The sequence below is a fragment of the Gilvimarinus chinensis DSM 19667 genome, assembly GCF_000377745.1.
GTDB classification, from domain to species: Bacteria; Pseudomonadota; Gammaproteobacteria; order Pseudomonadales; family Cellvibrionaceae; genus Gilvimarinus; species Gilvimarinus chinensis.
Window position 1 is genome coordinate 62,276 of the sequence record NZ_KB898712.1, and the last position, 15,091, is coordinate 77,366.

20 protein-coding genes and 1 riboswitch are annotated in these 15,091 nt (G+C 54.1%); of the genes, 13 read left to right on the top strand and 7 right to left on the bottom strand.

The annotated features are described in order from the left end of the window. Positions 1–14: 14 nt before the first annotated feature. The 7 genes from D568_RS0116205 to hisF all read left to right on the top strand — a co-directional run bounded on the left by D568_RS0116205 (position 15) and on the right by hisF (position 4,023). Positions 15–353 carry a hypothetical protein gene (locus tag D568_RS0116205; RefSeq protein ID WP_020210654.1) on the top strand — a complete coding sequence of 113 codons (339 nt, stop codon included), beginning with the start codon at positions 15–17 and terminating at the stop codon, positions 351–353. 183 nt (positions 354–536) lie between these two features. After that, on the top strand, positions 537–746 hold the full coding sequence (locus tag D568_RS0116210) for a cold-shock protein (protein ID WP_020210655.1): 210 nt from the start codon (positions 537–539) through the stop codon (positions 744–746). 96 nt (positions 747–842) lie between these two features. Next, positions 843–1,160: a DUF3301 domain-containing protein gene (locus D568_RS0116215; protein WP_020210656.1), complete on the top strand. Its 318-nt coding sequence runs from the start codon at positions 843–845 to the stop codon at positions 1,158–1,160. A 91-nt stretch (positions 1,161–1,251) separates the two neighbouring features. Further along, positions 1,252–1,845 carry an imidazoleglycerol-phosphate dehydratase HisB gene (hisB, locus tag D568_RS0116220; protein ID WP_020210657.1) on the top strand — a complete coding sequence of 198 codons (594 nt, stop codon included), beginning with the start codon at positions 1,252–1,254 and terminating at the stop codon, positions 1,843–1,845. A 3-nt stretch (positions 1,846–1,848) separates the two neighbouring features. Beyond that, the gene (hisH, locus tag D568_RS0116225) at positions 1,849–2,490 is read left to right on the top strand and encodes an imidazole glycerol phosphate synthase subunit HisH (RefSeq protein WP_020210658.1); all 642 of its coding nucleotides are present in this window, start codon (positions 1,849–1,851) and stop codon (positions 2,488–2,490) included. A 21-nt stretch (positions 2,491–2,511) separates the two neighbouring features. Continuing rightward, complete coding sequence (hisA, locus tag D568_RS0116230; protein ID WP_020210659.1) at positions 2,512–3,246, top strand: 1-(5-phosphoribosyl)-5-[(5-phosphoribosylamino)methylideneamino]imidazole-4-carboxamide isomerase; 735 nt, start codon at positions 2,512–2,514, stop codon at positions 3,244–3,246. A 3-nt stretch (positions 3,247–3,249) separates the two neighbouring features. Then, positions 3,250–4,023: an imidazole glycerol phosphate synthase subunit HisF gene (gene hisF, locus D568_RS0116235; protein ID WP_020210660.1), complete on the top strand. Its 774-nt coding sequence runs from the start codon at positions 3,250–3,252 to the stop codon at positions 4,021–4,023. 116 nt (positions 4,024–4,139) lie between these two features. Here the strand turns inward: hisF and D568_RS0116240 are convergent, their stop codons facing one another. The 5 genes from D568_RS0116240 to D568_RS0116260 all read right to left on the bottom strand — a co-directional run bounded on the left by D568_RS0116240 (position 4,140) and on the right by D568_RS0116260 (position 8,845). Further along, positions 4,140–4,979 (bottom strand): 3-keto-disaccharide hydrolase, encoded by an 840-nt coding sequence (locus tag D568_RS0116240; protein ID WP_020210661.1) that lies wholly within the window; start codon positions 4,977–4,979, stop codon positions 4,140–4,142. 110 nt (positions 4,980–5,089) lie between these two features. Then, a complete protein-coding gene (locus D568_RS20470; protein ID WP_020210662.1) occupies positions 5,090–5,857 on the bottom strand; it encodes a choline kinase family protein in 768 nt (255 codons plus the stop codon). Further along, entirely contained in the window at positions 5,850–6,476 is a 627-nt protein-coding gene (gene pnuC, locus D568_RS0116250; RefSeq protein WP_020210663.1) for a nicotinamide riboside transporter PnuC, read from the bottom strand. The genes D568_RS20470 and pnuC overlap by 8 nt, the downstream gene beginning before the upstream one ends. Continuing rightward, the gene (locus D568_RS0116255; RefSeq protein ID WP_020210664.1) at positions 6,473–6,736 is read right to left on the bottom strand and encodes a hypothetical protein; all 264 of its coding nucleotides are present in this window, start codon (positions 6,734–6,736) and stop codon (positions 6,473–6,475) included. The genes pnuC and D568_RS0116255 overlap by 4 nt, the downstream gene beginning before the upstream one ends. A gap of 9 nt (positions 6,737–6,745) precedes the next feature. After that, positions 6,746–8,845, bottom strand: coding sequence for a TonB-dependent receptor (locus D568_RS0116260; RefSeq protein WP_020210665.1), 2,100 nt, complete (start codon positions 8,843–8,845; stop codon positions 6,746–6,748). A gap of 46 nt (positions 8,846–8,891) precedes the next feature. Continuing rightward, positions 8,892–9,011: riboswitch (TPP riboswitch) on the bottom strand. Positions 9,012–9,228: 217 nt separating this feature from the next. Between D568_RS0116260 and D568_RS0116265 the strand changes: the two genes are divergently transcribed. From D568_RS0116265 to D568_RS20475, 3 genes are all read left to right on the top strand, one after another. Continuing rightward, the gene (locus D568_RS0116265; RefSeq protein WP_245551648.1) at positions 9,229–10,347 is read left to right on the top strand and encodes a helix-turn-helix domain-containing protein; all 1,119 of its coding nucleotides are present in this window, start codon (positions 9,229–9,231) and stop codon (positions 10,345–10,347) included. 151 nt (positions 10,348–10,498) lie between these two features. After that, positions 10,499–10,951 (top strand): hypothetical protein, encoded by a 453-nt coding sequence (locus D568_RS0116270; RefSeq protein WP_020210667.1) that lies wholly within the window; start codon positions 10,499–10,501, stop codon positions 10,949–10,951. Continuing rightward, complete coding sequence (locus D568_RS20475; RefSeq protein WP_245551649.1) at positions 10,951–12,345, top strand: glycoside hydrolase family 5 protein; 1,395 nt, start codon at positions 10,951–10,953, stop codon at positions 12,343–12,345. Before D568_RS0116270 ends, D568_RS20475 begins: the two co-directional genes overlap by 1 nt. A gap of 43 nt (positions 12,346–12,388) precedes the next feature. On the opposite strand, the gene D568_RS0116280 is transcribed toward D568_RS20475, so the two are convergent. Together D568_RS0116280 and D568_RS0116285 are read right to left on the bottom strand one after the other, a co-directional pair. Further along, a complete protein-coding gene (locus D568_RS0116280; RefSeq protein WP_020210670.1) occupies positions 12,389–13,093 on the bottom strand; it encodes a cytochrome c biogenesis CcdA family protein in 705 nt (234 codons plus the stop codon). Then, on the bottom strand, positions 13,093–13,488 hold the full coding sequence (locus tag D568_RS0116285) for a thioredoxin family protein (RefSeq protein WP_020210671.1): 396 nt from the start codon (positions 13,486–13,488) through the stop codon (positions 13,093–13,095). The genes D568_RS0116280 and D568_RS0116285 overlap by 1 nt, the downstream gene beginning before the upstream one ends. Positions 13,489–13,595: 107 nt before the next feature. Here D568_RS0116285 and D568_RS0116290 point away from each other — a divergent pair, with 107 nt between their 5' ends. The 3 genes from D568_RS0116290 to D568_RS0116300 all read left to right on the top strand — a co-directional run bounded on the left by D568_RS0116290 (position 13,596) and on the right by D568_RS0116300 (position 14,944). Next, positions 13,596–13,940: a HopJ type III effector protein gene (locus D568_RS0116290; RefSeq protein ID WP_020210672.1), complete on the top strand. Its 345-nt coding sequence runs from the start codon at positions 13,596–13,598 to the stop codon at positions 13,938–13,940. A gap of 112 nt (positions 13,941–14,052) precedes the next feature. Continuing rightward, positions 14,053–14,508: a DUF3995 domain-containing protein gene (locus D568_RS0116295; protein WP_026287101.1), complete on the top strand. Its 456-nt coding sequence runs from the start codon at positions 14,053–14,055 to the stop codon at positions 14,506–14,508. After that, positions 14,501–14,944, top strand: coding sequence for a GNAT family N-acetyltransferase (locus D568_RS0116300; RefSeq protein WP_020210674.1), 444 nt, complete (start codon positions 14,501–14,503; stop codon positions 14,942–14,944). The genes D568_RS0116295 and D568_RS0116300 overlap by 8 nt, the downstream gene beginning before the upstream one ends. Positions 14,945–15,091: the final 147 nt, after the last annotated feature.

Here is a 15,091-nt window from a genome sequence, read left to right on the forward strand (position 1 = left end):
TGTAGATTCTTACTATGAAAATCACTGCACTGGCACACTTTTTTAATGCACTTTTGTTGTTATGGCTTTTGGCGGCCGCTGGTTTTTTAGCGGCAGAGTTACGCGTTGAGTCAGTTTTTGCCGCGGTGACAACCCTGGTGATTGCCTGGTTTGTTTTTAAGCGACAAAGATGGGGGTATTTTGCCGCTGCAGCCTGGGGCTTAGCGTGTTATCAGTTGGCAAAGGAAGGTTTGGCATTGGAGTTGGTAAAGCGCCCAGCGATGCTTGGCGGCTTTGCGGTGGTGGTAATTGCGCTATTTTTGCACGAAGTGTTTTGCCGCCGCCCCAATATTGAGCGCAACAGCCCACAATAACCGAACCGCCGCTTGAATTTGCCAGAGCCAAAATGATTTAATTTTGTCCATCGCAGCCAGATACTAGGGTGTGGAGATGGAGCTTAATTTTAACCTTATTGATTTTACTGGTAGGCCCCGCTTTTAAGTGGGGGGTTGTGAAGGGCCGGTGTTCCGGCGCAAAAAAGGAAGCAAGAGGGCGTTATGTCTGATTTGGTGAATGGTGTTGTTAAGTGGTTCAATGATGCGAAAGGTTACGGTTTTATTGAGCGCGAAGGCGGGCCGGATGTGTTCGTACATTTTCGTGCAATTAACGGCACCGGTCGTCGTACTTTGCTTGAAGGCCAGAACGTGACCTTTGAAGTCGTACAAGGGCAAAAAGGTCCTCAGGCGGAAAACGTTACCGCGGTATAAGTTTCCTCCAAACCGTTTTTTTAATTCCCGCCCCCGGTTGCGCTGGTACCTGCTTAAGGTGCTGGGTCGACCAGGGGCGCTTTTGTGTAAAAAATTATGTCTGATCTCGCTGCTGTTACCTGGTTATTTGGCCTGATTGCCGTGGGCTATTATTGGTGGCGAGCGCTGCAGGCCAAAGATGTTGCCTTTGCCGCGGCAGTGCGCCACTGCCGCGAAATGAACGTGCAGATGCTGGATCAGAGCGTCTACCTGCGTCGGCTCTGGTTCAAGCGCAACAGCAAAGGTGCGCTCAGTTTATGGCGCGCTTTCTATTTTGAGTTTACCTCCACCGGTGAAGATCGCTACACCGGCCGGGTCGTGATGTTGGGCCGCAAGATCGAAGCCGTTCAACTCGACCCCCATAAAGTGCATTAAGTCCTTCGCGGTGCGCCTGCGACTGGCGCTGTCTTACCGCAAACCTTTATAATCCGCCTTTTGCCCACGGGGCGGTGAGTCGGAGAAGGTCATGTCAGAGCGCAAAGCGCAGGTTTCCCGCGATACTCTGGAAACGCAAATCAGTGTCGAGCTGGATTTAGACGGCACAGGCTGCGGTAAATTCGATACCGGGGTGCCCTTTTTAGAGCACATGATGGATCAGATTGCCCGCCACGGCATGATTGACCTGGATGTGTACTGCAAAGGCGATATCCACATTGACGATCACCACACCGTGGAAGATATCGGCATCACTATCGGTCAGGCCATTGCTCAGGCCGTGGGGGATAAAAAAGGTATTCGCCGCTACGGTCACGCCTATGTGCCCCTGGACGAAGCCCTGTCCCGCGTGGTGATCGATTTTTCCGGTCGCCCCGGGCTGATTATGAAAGTGCCCTTTACCCAAAAGCGCATCGGCAAGTTTGATACCGAGCTGTTCTCTGAGTTCTTCCATGGCTTCGTCAATCACGCCCAGGTGACCCTGCACATTGATAGTCTGCGCGGCGACAATGCTCACCACCAGATTGAAACCGTGTTTAAAGCTTTCGGCCGCGCCCTGCGCATGGCGCTGGAGCCGGACCCGCGTATGGCCGGCATCATGCCCTCCACCAAAGGTAGTCTGTAAGCCATGACTGAGTCAGTAGCCGTTATCGACTATGGCATGGGTAATCTGCACTCGGTGGCCAGCGCCCTGGGTAAGGTGTGCGATCACGAGATTCACGTTACCAGCGACCCGGCTGTAGTGGCCGCCGCCGATCGGGTGATCTTCCCCGGGGTGGGCGCCATTGGCGATTGCATGGGTGAAATTCGCCGCCTGGGTTTTGATGCACTGTTGCGTGAACAAGTGGCCAGCGGCAAGCCCGTGCTGGGCATTTGCGTGGGCATGCAGGCGCTGTTAACCCACAGTCAGGAAAGCGGTGGCACTGATTGCATTGACCTGTTTCCGGGCGAAGTGAAATTCTTCGGCCACGATCACAAAAGCCCCGAGGGTGAGCCTTTAAAGGTGCCGCACATGGGCTGGAACCAGGTTGATCAGGTGGATCACCCGCTGTGGGCGGATATCCCGCAAAACAGCCGCTTTTATTTTGTGCACAGCTTTTACGTGGAAGACACCGGCAGCGAAGTGACCGGGCGCTGTGAATACGGGGTGCGTTTTGCCGCCGCCCTGGGCCGCAACAACCTGTTTGCGGTGCAATTTCACCCCGAAAAAAGCCACACCGCGGGCCTGCAGTTACTGCATAACTTTGTGCGCTGGAACGGCCAGCGCTGATTGAACTAAGAGATTGTTACCATGCTGATTATTCCCGCCATCGACCTTAAAGACGGCCAGTGCGTGCGCTTGCGCCAGGGGTTGATGGACGACTCCACCGTATTCTCCGACGACCCCGTGGCCATGGCCACTAAATGGGTCGACGCCGGTTGCCGCCGCCTGCATCTGGTGGACTTAAACGGTGCCTTTGCCGGTGCCCCGGTTAACGGCGAAGTGGTCACCGCCATTGCCAAAGCCTACCCCAAGTTGCCGATTCAAATCGGCGGCGGGATTCGCTCGGCCGAAACCATCGAGCATTATATTAAGGCCGGGGTGGAGTATGTGATTATCGGCACCAAAGCGGTGAAAGACCCAAGCTTTGTCACCGATATGTGCCGCGAGTTTCCGGGCCATATTATCGTCGGCCTGGACGCCAAAGACGGCTGGGTAGCCACCGACGGTTGGGCCGAAGTCTCCGATGTAAAAGCCACCGACCTCGCGCGCCGCTTTGAAGCCGATGGTGTGAGCGCCATTGTTTACACCGACATCGCCCGTGACGGCATGATGCAAGGTGTAAATGTGGAGGCCACGGTCGCCATGGGCGAGGCCTCATCCATTCCGGTGATCGCCTCGGGCGGTATCACCAACATGGATGATATTCGCGCGCTCAAAGCTAAAAGCGCCAGTGGCATCTGCGGCGCGATTACCGGCCGCGCCATTTACGAGGGCAGCCTGGATGTCGCCGAGGCGCAAGCCTACTGCGACAGCGCGGAGTAAACTATGGGCCTGGCTAAACGCATAATTCCCTGTCTGGATGTAGACAATGGCCGCGTGGTGAAAGGCGTGCAGTTTGTCGATATCCGCGATGCCGGCGACCCTGTGGAAATCGCCAAGCGCTACAACGAGGCGGGCGCCGACGAAATCACCTTTCTGGATATCACCGCCAGTCACGAAGGCCGCGATACCACCGTGCACACGGTCGAGCGCATTGCCAGTGAAGTGTTTATTCCCCTCACCGTGGGCGGCGGGATTCGCACTGTGGATGATATTCGTAAAATGCTGAACGCCGGTGCCGACAAGGTCGGCATTAACTCGGCGGCGGTACACAATCCGGATTTTGTGAAAGCCGCGTCCGACCGTTTCGGCGCTCAGTGCATTGTGGTGGCCATTGATGCCAAACAGGTCAGCGCTGAGGGCGAGTCCAGACGCTGGGAGATTTTTACCCACGGCGGTCGCAAACCCACCGGCATTGATGCGGTGGAGTGGGCGCAAAAAATGTGCGCCAACGGCGCCGGTGAAATTCTGTTAACCAGTATGGATCGCGACGGCACTAAAAACGGGTTCGATTTAGAACTGACGCGAGCTATCAGCGATGCCGTGCCTATTCCCGTCATTGCCTCGGGGGGCGTAGGTAATTTGCAACACCTGGCCGACGGCGTCACCGAAGGCCGCGCCGATGCGGTTCTGGCGGCGAGTATTTTTCACTTTGGTGAATACACCGTGGGTGAGGCCAAAGAATTTATGGCCGAGCGCGGCATTGAAGTGCGACGGTGACAGCGCGTTGATGCTAGCGGCTGACAAAAAGCCTCGCTCGGTTAGAGCGGGGCTTTTTTATTACTGGAGACTATTGATTAGCGCTAAGTAAGCTAGTCGTTACTGTATTTAAACGGTTAGTACTCGCAAGCCTCGGGATCATTGGCGACAAAATAAGATTTATAGTTGCTCGCCTGCGGGTCCATACAGCCTTTTAAGTTCAGCAGTTTGACTGAACGAAATTCAATGGGTGCACTTTCGGCCTGCAAAGCAATATAGCCCTCGGTCAGTGGTGTGCCGTCATCCAGTTGCATGCCGCTGTAGCGAATAACCTCTTCGCCTTCGACCCGGTGGATGGCTAATTCGTCGCCGTATACTTCTAACTCTGCGTTCACCCACTGATCGCCGTGATAGGTCTTACTGGTGCTTTCAATGATGTGGTCTTCACGCAGCTCGCCGTTGTAAATCGCGTGGGAACCTGGGGTGACCAGATTCGAGGTATGGCGCTCATCGGTACCATTGCCGCCCAGTAGTTGTACTTCCATGCAGGCGGGGTAGCCTTGTTTCACAGACATGCTTTCGGGGGATTGGGCGTGATACATAATGCCGTTGTTCCGCCAGGCCCAGTCGGGGGCGCCGCTGGCTTGTTCGCCGATAAATCGATATTCAACCTGAATGCGATAGTGGGAGTATGGGTGTTTGTAAAATATGTGGCCAAAGCGGCCCTCAAATGAGTCGTAATTATCGTAGTTCACCACCAGCTTCCCGTCTTCAACGTAGAAGGTATTCAAGGCGTTATCGTTCAGCTCGTAACCGGCGATTTTAATCGTCCAGTCGTTCAAGTCTTTACCGTTAAATAAGGTTTGCCATTGCTCGGTGTCAGGGTTGGTGCTGGCCCTGTCTGTGGCAGTCTGGCTGCAGCCAGACATCAGTGCTGCGCAAAGTAAGCCCAGAGGCAAATAGGTGCGACGGCTCATGTTGTTGTCCTTTAGACTATTTTTATCGGTTGGCAAAGTTTAGCGGATAAAGCGTGTGGAGGCACCTTTGCAAGGCACGAGACGGGTTAAGGAGGGTTAAGTTCGATGTGTTATGTGTTTTGGGACGTGGATTTAAGGCTGAGTAAGACCCGCTCCCATAAGTCGTTGGTCCATTGGGCCAGTTCGTGAATAAAAGGCTCATTGACCAGTTTCGGGTCAATACTCCAGCGGTCGATATCGCTGTGGCCAATGGCGGCGTATTCCCAGTCAATCAGATACAGGCGGCTGCCGGTGTCCAGCACATTGTCGGCAATCAGGTCGTGGTGGGTAAGCTCTGCTGGCCAGGGTGCTTGGTCAAAGGCAGCGAGCCTGGCTGAAAATGTCGCCCAGCGTTCGGCGAGCTCAGTATTTATGTGCGTGTTCTTTTGCAGAATCTGCCAGTAGCTTTCCAGGTAGCGTAAATAACTGCGCCGGTCGGTGGCGGGCGATAAATTGTGGACTTTCTCCAGCAGTGCCAACAGCCGTTTGCGCTGCATAGGATTGGCAAAATCGGCTGCCGTCCAGGTACGGGCTTTAACAAAAGGCAGCAACGCAAAGCGGTGGGCCGGATCACGGTATAGCGGCTCGGGGGTTAAGCCCGCGATGGCGGCGGTGTGAACAATTTGTGCCTCATCGTCGCGGTCAATGCCCAGCAAGCGCCCGCGCGGGTTATTAATGCGCAGAATAAAAGCTTGGCTGTAGCCAGCCCCTTCAAGCTTGATGTTGCGATTGGTTCGGCCGCCGGGAATAGGGCCCAGCACTTTGGGCGGGGCCGTTAATGGCAGCGGCCAGTCTCGCCAGCCCGCGAGTATGGCTTGCAGAACATTGTGCTCAGCCATAGGCGGATTGTTGCCGATGCTGTTGGCGATAATCCTTTTGCCAGTTAATTAAACCGAAGATGGAAATGATGAGATAAGACACCAGCAGCAGCGCGGTTAAATACAGGCCGCGATCAATAAATAAAAATATCGAGGTGCTGTTGATCACCATCCAATACAACCAGTTTTCCAGAATTTTACGGGCCACCATAAAGGTGGTGATAACACTGGCCCAGGTCGTGAACGAATCCACATAGGGCCAGGCGGCCTCAGTATAGCGACTTAACAGGGTGCCCGATACCAAGGTAATAGTCGCAATGGCTGCAAAGGTGAGGCTGTGTTGTTTGATGCCCCAGCGCCGCACGGGCAATGGTGAATCCTGCTGCCCGCCGTGGCGCCACTGCCACCAGCCGTAGATGGCCATGGCCATGTAATAAACGTTCAGCGCCGATTCCATCAACAGTTGAACATCCCAAAACAGCGCCGTGTAAATAGCGGTGCTGGCGAATGCGCAATACCAGCACAGGCTGTTTTGTCTAACTGCGAGCAGCAAATAGGCGATGGCGAGAATCACCGCGGCGACTTCCCAGCCGGACATCTGCGCCCAGGCTTGGGCGATTACTTCACTGACATCACTCACACATCGGCCTCGGGCAGGGCCTCAAAGCCCGGCAAAAATTTACTCACAAACACGGCTTTACCCCAGGTTTCCACGCTGTAGCGCATGCCCTCGCCCAGCACCTGCATTACCCGTTCATAGTCCCCGGTAATAATGGTGCAGGTGGGCTTGGTGGAGACCAGCAAACCCTCTTGCTGATTCAGCCAGTCAATAAAGCCTTTAATGGGCGGAATATATTCCTCGTTAAACGGGTACATACTCAGTTCGGCGGTCAGTTTCATAAGTTTTCCTTAAAAGCGGTAAGTGCCGGACAAACCCACCACGCGCGGTTCGCCAAATTGATAATAGGGCTCGGTCTCGTAACCTTTGCGCGGGTCGTTGCCGAAGGCGCCAAAGCCTCGGGTTTGCGTGTCCTCATCGGTCAGGTTGCGGCCCCAAAGCGCCAGATCCCAGTGCTCGGCGGTGTAGCCGATACGGGCGTTAAGTAGCTCGTAAGAGTCGGCCTGCGCTTCGTGACGGCTGGAGAAATAAAAGCTGTCTTTGCCTTCGACTTCCAGGCGCGCAAACCAGTGGTCGGTAAAAAGGTATTCGCCCCCGGCGGTAAATTGATAGTGGGGGGCGTGGGGTAAATCGTGGCCGGATAAATCGTAAGCCTCGCCCTCGCCGGGGTTGGCTCCAGCGTGAACATAGCTTTGAAAGTCATCAAATTCCGAACGCAGCAACCCCAGGCTTGCGAATAAGCGTAACGCCTCGTTTGCCTGCCAATTGATGTCTGCTTCTAAACCGTAGCTGTGGCCGGCGGCGGCATTGGTGGTGTAATCCTCAAAGCTGCAGGGGCAGGTGTCGCCATCAATTTGTTGCAGCAGCGATTGCTTGGTTTGCACATCGTCGCGGTCCTGGTAGAACACGGCGATATTACTGGTGATGCGGTTATCGTTGGACGCAAACTTGGCGCCCAGCTCGTAGTTCCACAAAAATTCCGGCTGATATTCCCGCGAGCTTTCGGGCAGCGCGGTGTTGCTGTTAAAGCCGCCGGCTTTGTAACCGCGCGAGATCAAACCGTAATACAAGGTGGTGTCGGTGTGGTATTCCAGTGCCAGCTTACCGCCCAGCATATCGTCTTTGGGGGTGAAGCTTACGTCGTCGCTGTCGCGGTAGTCGGCGCTGCGCTCTTCATAGCGCAGGCCGGTGACGAGTTTAAGGCCAGCGCTTAGCGGGATATCCAACTGGCCGTACAGGGCGGTGTTTTCGGCGCTGAAATCGCTGGTAAAGTCACCGCTTGCATAAGTGTACTCGCGCAGTAAGTTTTCGTTCTGGTCGCGGTAGTACACACCGGCCACCCAACCAAATTCGTGGCGTTCGTTGTTGGACACCAAGCGTAAATCGGCGGTGGTGTTGTCGATGTCGCGCAGGTAGTTATCGGTTGAGCTGTAGCCGTCATAAATGCAAGTGAAGTCACTGCAAATATCCGCGTAGGTCCAGTCTTCATCAAAACCGTATTCGGTATCCGATTGCGCGTGACTGCCCAGCGCCACCAATGAGACCGCATCGTTTAAGTGCCACTGCAAGCGCGCCGAGCCAGCTGCTGTTTCGGCGCGGTCGTGGCCGGGGTTATCCGACAAGGTGGTGCGGGTATTGTCCAAAGAGAAAGCGTCGTAGCCGTTATCGACATTGACGTACAGGCCGGTCACATCCAGTTGCAGCGCATCGCTGGGCTGCCAGCGCAGTTTGGCGCGGGCGGTTTGTTCGTCGATATTCTGGTTGTCGTCAACATTTAAGTAGGCGTTATCCTGGTAGCCGTCGGAGCTGTGCTGCTCCAGTGCGACGCGAGCGCTCAGGGTATCGGTTAGCCCGCCGCTAACGGCTCCGCTAAGGGTTTGAATATTGTAGTCGCCCAAGGTGGCGTTCACTTCGCCGCCGAACTCTTGGGTGGGGGCGGTTGATACCATATTGATCAGGCCTGCCAGAGCGTTGGCGCCATAAAGTGTGCCCTGCGGGCCGCGCAAAATTTCCACCTGGGCTATATCCAGCGTGGTGGCTGCGCCGCCAATGCCGGTTAAGTCTATGCCATCGACCAGCAGGCCAACGGATGGGTTAACCGGTTCAATAAACTGGCTGCGCTCACCAATACCGCGAATTTGAAAAAAGCGGCCGCGCGAGGCGCCGGTGGAAAAATTCACATTGGGGGCGGTGTTTAAAATTTGCGCTAGGTGCTCGGCGCCACGGGCGTTGATGGCGTCGGCGTTGATGACCGTGGCGCTGGTGGCCAGTTCGCTCAGGTTGGTTGCGCGAAAGTCGGCAGTTACCAGAATCTCTTCAATCGAGTCGGTTTGCGCCTGGGCGGTAATGGCCAAGGGTAGAGCAGCTAAAACAAAGTACGTGGGTTTCATAGAGTCTCCAACAGCAACAGGAGACCCGGCATGCGAGTGAGCGCGGATATACGTGTGAGTCCTATCCCTACGCCGGCATTAACCGGATCAGGTTCAACGGGTTTATCTCAGGCTTTGACGTTTACGGCACACGGCCGACTACGCGGGGCCACCCCGAGGATGAAAGAGTGCGCATTTTACGCGCAATGGCACAGGCTGCCAATGTCGCCGCTCACTTGTGACTGTTTTGACACTCTAAAACTGGTTAGGATAGCGGCTAACTCAAAAGGGACAGGCGCTGAGTGGCTGGGTGTTTCTTTTTCATAGGCTGATGAGTAAGTGAATAAAACCCAATGCTAAGGTTTTACAAAAAAGCGCTAATCACTTTGCTAGTGGCATTCATAGTGAGTGCCCTGCTGAGCTATATTTGCGTGCAGCGTACCTTCACCTCAGCGGTGTTATTGCCCTCGGGCGAGAGTCAGTTTAACTGGCAAGCTGCGGTAGAAACGGATGCGTATCAGGGCGGGCAATCGGCGGCGGTGCTGCAGGATGATCGCTTCAGCCTGGATTTTTCCATGCAGATTTCCGATGCAGTGCAATACCCTTTTGCGTCCGTCGCTTTGCAGTTTAACGGTGCGGATGGTCAGCCAGAGCCGGTGGATTTAACGCGCTTTAGCGAAATCAGCTTCAGCGTAAAGTGCAGTCCTGCCAATGTCATCCTGTTCTCGGTGTTGACCTTCGAAGAGGGCGTCAGCCGCCGTGGCGATTACCTGAGCTACCGCTCCCCCAATAGCTACTTTTCCTGCGACTCTCAGTGGTCACAGGTTACGCTCGATCTCACCCGGCTTGAAACCCCGCAGTGGTGGTTGGAGCAATTTAACCTCAAGCTCTCCATGACCGATTATGAACTCAATCAGGTGCCTAAGCTGGTGTTTGGCTCCAGTTACCAAAGCCCGCCCGCGGTCGAGTCGCGAGTGCAGATCAATGGCCTGACCCTTAAGGGTCGCGACTGGTTTTACTTATACCTGCTGGCGGCCATATTAGTGCTGCTGTGGTTAGCGGTGGCGATTAGCTTGTGGCGTGAGCACACCCGGGCTTTGACGCAGTCACTGCGGCTAAAATTGCAGCAGGACCGTCCGCTGGTAGCGTACCAGCAGTTGTCGGTAGAGCCTCGCTCTGATGTGGAAAAAGACTCGATCGTGCGCTATCTGGCCACCGAGTACGCCAACAGCGACTTAAACCTTGATGCTGTGGTACAGGGCACCGGGGTAGGGCGCACTAAAATCAACGCTATTCTTAAATCGGAACTGGGGTATACCTTTACCGGTTATTTGAATAAGTTGCGTCTCACCGAGGCGGCGCGACTGTTGTCGCAGGGAGGCAACAGCAATGTGTCTGAAATTGCCTATTCGGTGGGCTATAAAAACGTGTCCTACTTCAACAAGCTCTTCAAAGAAGAGTACGGCTGTACCCCAAAATCGTTTAAAGATATCTATAAAAGCTCCTCCGTTGATAAGCAATAGCTTTATCAGACTTCTACTTTTGGTAAAAAAACTTCAATTATTTGCCTTCTGCTAGGGAAAATCGTTTTAGAAATAACGCTACTGGCCTGGTTTGCCTAGGATTCCAGCAGCCTGCTAACACAAAAATCCATAACGATAGCCGAGGTAGACCATGCCCATTACCCTCGCGGCGGCGGCCAGCCCTGCGTTTGAAAGTCATAAACCCGTGCAAAGAGTGCGGGAGTTAATCGCCTGCCACCCTGCAACGGCGTTTTTTCAGTTTGCTAAGTACCGTATCGGTGAGGCTGAAGTCGAGGCCGACATTTCGTTGCGCACTGATGTTGCTATAGGCGCAACCGGCAGCCGAGGGGTCCTCCATTGCCTGATTGATTGTCTCGCCCAGCTGAGCTCACCGGCGCATCTGGGAATGGCCGAGGTGGCAGAGCTTGAAACCAGTTTTCTCGGCCCATGGCGCGGCGAGCCTTTACACGGCCAGGTACGCGTTGATCTGACTCAGGGTCGCTGCGCGGTGTTCACCTGCGAGCTGAGCCTGGCGGAGAGCCGCGTGTGCATTGCCAGTGCGCAGGGCACGTTGTGCAGCTGTTTTGGGGAGTCTGTTGAGTAATGCGACGATTTCTTTTTATGGCGCTGGCCAGTACGGTGTTTCTGAGTGCCTGCGGCAGCTCGGGCGGCGGAACTCAGGGTAACACCCAAGCGGTTTCTTCCAGCACACCGTCTTCGGCTTCACACAGTTCGGTTTCAAGCCGCTCGGTGTCGAGTTCCGTTGTTTCCAGCACACCGTCTTCGGCTTCACACAGTTCGGTTTCAAGCCGCTCGGTGTCGAGTTCCGTTGTTTCCAGCAGCGTGGTGAGCAGCAGTTCAAGCGCTCAGCCGGAGCGCTTCCCCAATTACAATACGTCGCCTCAGGCAAATGATATGACGGGCATGGAAAAAGCGGCAGCGGATATCGCCGCCGACTTGAGTATTGGCCTGAATATCGGCAATACCCTGGAAGCCTATGGGGCGCAATCGGAAACCTACTGGGGCAATCCTGCCATCAGCCCGGAATTTATCGCCTATGTAAAACAGCAGGGCTTTAACGCGGTGCGTTTGCCAGTGTCTTGGGATCAGTACGCCGATGCCGATAGCGCCGCTATAAGCGATGCCTGGTTGATCAGAGTCAAAGAAGTTGTGCAGTACTGCATAGATAACGACCTGTACGTGATCGTCAATATTCACTGGGATGGCGGCTGGCTGGAGGAAAATGTGACTGCCGAGCACGCCGAGGAAAATAACGCTCGGCAGAAAGCCTACTGGCAGCAAATTGCCACCCAGTTGCGCGACTTTGATCACCGGGTTTTATTTGCCAGTGCCAATGAGCCCAATGTGGATACCGCTGAGCAAATGGCGGTGCTGGAAACCTATCATCAAACATTTGTCGACACCGTGCGCGCCACGGGTGGCAAAAATGCTTATCGCACCCTAGTTATCCAAGGGCCCAGAACCGACATTGAGAAAACCCACGAGCTGATGAGTGCCCTGCCCACCGATACCGTAGAGGGACGCTTGATGGCCGAAGTGCACTTTTATAGCCCCTGGAACTACACCGGCATGCAGCAGGATGAAGACTGGGGCAACCAATTCTTCTACTGGGGCGAGGGCTTTCACTCCACGACCGACACCGCGCACAACCCAACCTGGGGAGAAGAAGCGTTTGTGGATGAGATGTTCGCGCTGATGAAATCGCAGTTTGTCGATCAGGGGGTGCCGGTCATTTTGGGCGAGTTTGGTACTGGAATCCGCACACACCTTGAGGGCGACGATTTACAGCTGCACCTCGATGGTCGCGCGTATTACTTTCGCTACATTACCTCGCAGGCACTGCGTCACGGATTGCTGCCTTTTTATTGGGATATTGGCCAGTTGCTGGATCGGCGCGAGTTGAAGGTGCTGGAGTCCCAGGCGTATCAGGCCCTGATAGAAGCGGGTACCGATACCCCTAATTTCTGGGCGCAGTAAACATACCCCTGTCAGTTTGATATTGAAACGACAGGGGTTTTTGCTACAGGCTGGTGGCCCATTCAGGTAACCAGCCAAGCGCCCAGGTTTCCAGCTGCTTATCCAACCCCGTTAGGGTTAAAAGCCCAAGCAACACCAGCATGGCCCCCAGCAGCATCTTGCCAAATCCAGCGCCTTTGCTAAGGCCACCGGTAAGTTTCTGCAGCGCTTTGCCCGATAGCAGCCCCGCAATTAACAACACCAGCGCCGTGCCCACGCCGAAGGCAAGCATAATGATAAACGCGGATGCCATTTGCTGGCCCTGAGATGCCAGCGCTATGGCCGCACCGAGCGTGGGGCCGACACAGGGCAGCCAGACAATGCCCAGCAGAAAACCGACGCCGAACTGACCGCCCCAGGCGTTATCCGCCAGGCTGTTAAAACGGCTGCTGAGCATGGACAGCCGCAGGCTAAGCCAATCCCCAAGGGGTTTAATCAACAAAAGTAAGCCCACTAGCAAAAGCAAACCAGCGGCAAAGTAGCGAAACAGCTCTGGGTCCAACCCCAGGTTGACCAATACAAAGCTCAGTAATGTGCCGGCAATGGCAAAGGACAGGCTAAGCCCCAAGGCCAGCGCGTAGGGGCCAAACCGACTTTCGCCAGAGGCCGAGCCCATCACAATTGGCACCAAAGGCCAAACACAGGGGGATAATACGCCCAGCATGCCCGCCAAAAAGGCCAGTGGAATGGCCGTCAGTTCTAAGGTCATCAGTTTGTTCCGGTGGCTTGGTTGAGGGCGTCAAAAATTTTCTCTTCTCGGGTTTCTGCGACGCTAAACCACACCTGCTCACCGTTATTGAACAGCACCAGAGTGGATTGGCGCGGCGCTTTAAAATGCGTTACCCACTCTTTCTGATCGTCGAAATCGACTTCTAAAATGACCAACTCGGAATCGGGGTTCTCGGTTTGGTATTGCTCCAGCACCTTGCGTTGCTTGGCGCAGGTGGGGCACCAGGTTGCGTATACGTCCACCAGTACGGGGGCACCTTCGGCTTGCAGCGCATCAAAACGCTCTTTGGTGAAAGCTTCAGCATCCAGTGCAAAGGCCTGGAGGCTGCTCAAGGTAAATACAGCCGCCGCGATAAAACGGGTAAATAATTTCATACGAATCTCCATAGGTTGGTAAGTAGGTTTAGCATATAGAGCCTTTGGCAAAGCTTTTGTTACGAGAAATTTGTACACTTACACTTTTTATCAAACACGAGGCCCCAATGACTCTGGATACTTTTCTGCACAAACTGACCGAAGAGCCACTCAACGTTGAGTTCACAGAAACCATGGAGGTGATTGACGCCTACTACAAGCATACTGCAATGGCGTTCACTAATGGTGAGCTGGAAAACAGTGCCGAGCAAAATCAGGGCTCATGCAAAATTTTGGCGTTCGGTAAACTCCATGGTTTGAGCGAAGCGCAAACACTGGCCTGTTTTGGGCGTTATTACCGGGAAGATGTCTTGCAGAACCCAGAGGGTGATGATCACGGCAATATCCGCAATTTTATTCAACATGGTTGGGCCGGTGTTCGTTTTGAGGGCGATCCGCTACAGCCCAAATAATAAGTAATGGCCAGGGCAGTTTAAACGCTGTTCGCGTTTAGCCCCTGGCTGTTGGCTACCAATATACTTGAGAAAGAGCTGCCGATTACGGCGTTAGAAAGGGATGCTTTGAATGAGACATTACAGGAATCGTATGTTGGTTTGGGGGGCGCTTTGCTGTGCATTGGTTGCGGCCATCCATATTGCCTGTGCGCTATTGGGCGGAGATTGGTATCGCGTGCTCGGTGCCGGAGAGCAATTGGCGCAGATGTCGGAACAGGGGCACTGGTATCCTGCAGTGCTGACGTTGCTGATCGCACTGGTTTTTATTATTTGGAGTTTATACGCGCTCTCCGGTGCTCAAATGATTCCTCGCCTGCCATTTTTACGCACAGTGCTGTGCATTGTCGCGGCGATATTTTTACTCAGAGGCCTGGCATTTTTCGTGATAGTACCTCTGTTCCCGGACAACAATTTAACCTTCTGGATCGTCAGCTCCTCCATTAGTGTATTGATAGGTGCCTGTTACGCAATCGGGACGGCTCGTGTTTGGTCATCACTTGGTTATCAGGGAAAGTTTTGTGATTGAGACAGTAGCCAAAGAAAACGTGGGCGAGATCTTGCCTTTATTTCGAGCTTACCAGGAGTTTTATCACGTTCAGAATATCTGCGATGACAGAAATAAACGATTTCTGTCCCAGTTTTGCGATACTCCGCAACTCGGGGGGCAATTTATGTGGCGAAAAAACGGCTCTGTGGTGGCCTTCGCGACAGTTTATTTCACTTATACGTCTACAATCGCTGCCAAAGTCGCCATTTTAAATGATCTTTATACTCGGCCCGAAAATCGGGGTGAGGGCATTGGGCGGCGCTTGCTAGAGCACTGCCGGGAATTTGCTCAGCAGCATGGTGCGGCAAGACTGCAGTGGGTGACATCCCCGGAAAACACAGCCGCTCAGAAACTCTATGACTCACTCGGGTTGGATAAAAGCCAGTGGTATTTTTACAGTTACCCCTGTTCTTAATGGCACGAAGCTTTTAACGGCAAAAAAACTCTTTTGCTATGAGCTTTGACTTAGCAAGTCGCCAGCGTAACCAAAGGGCTGAAGAATGTTCGCCCAGAGCACCAGGCACAAACTACCAAAACCGATGCCATGGCTGGCATCGGTTTT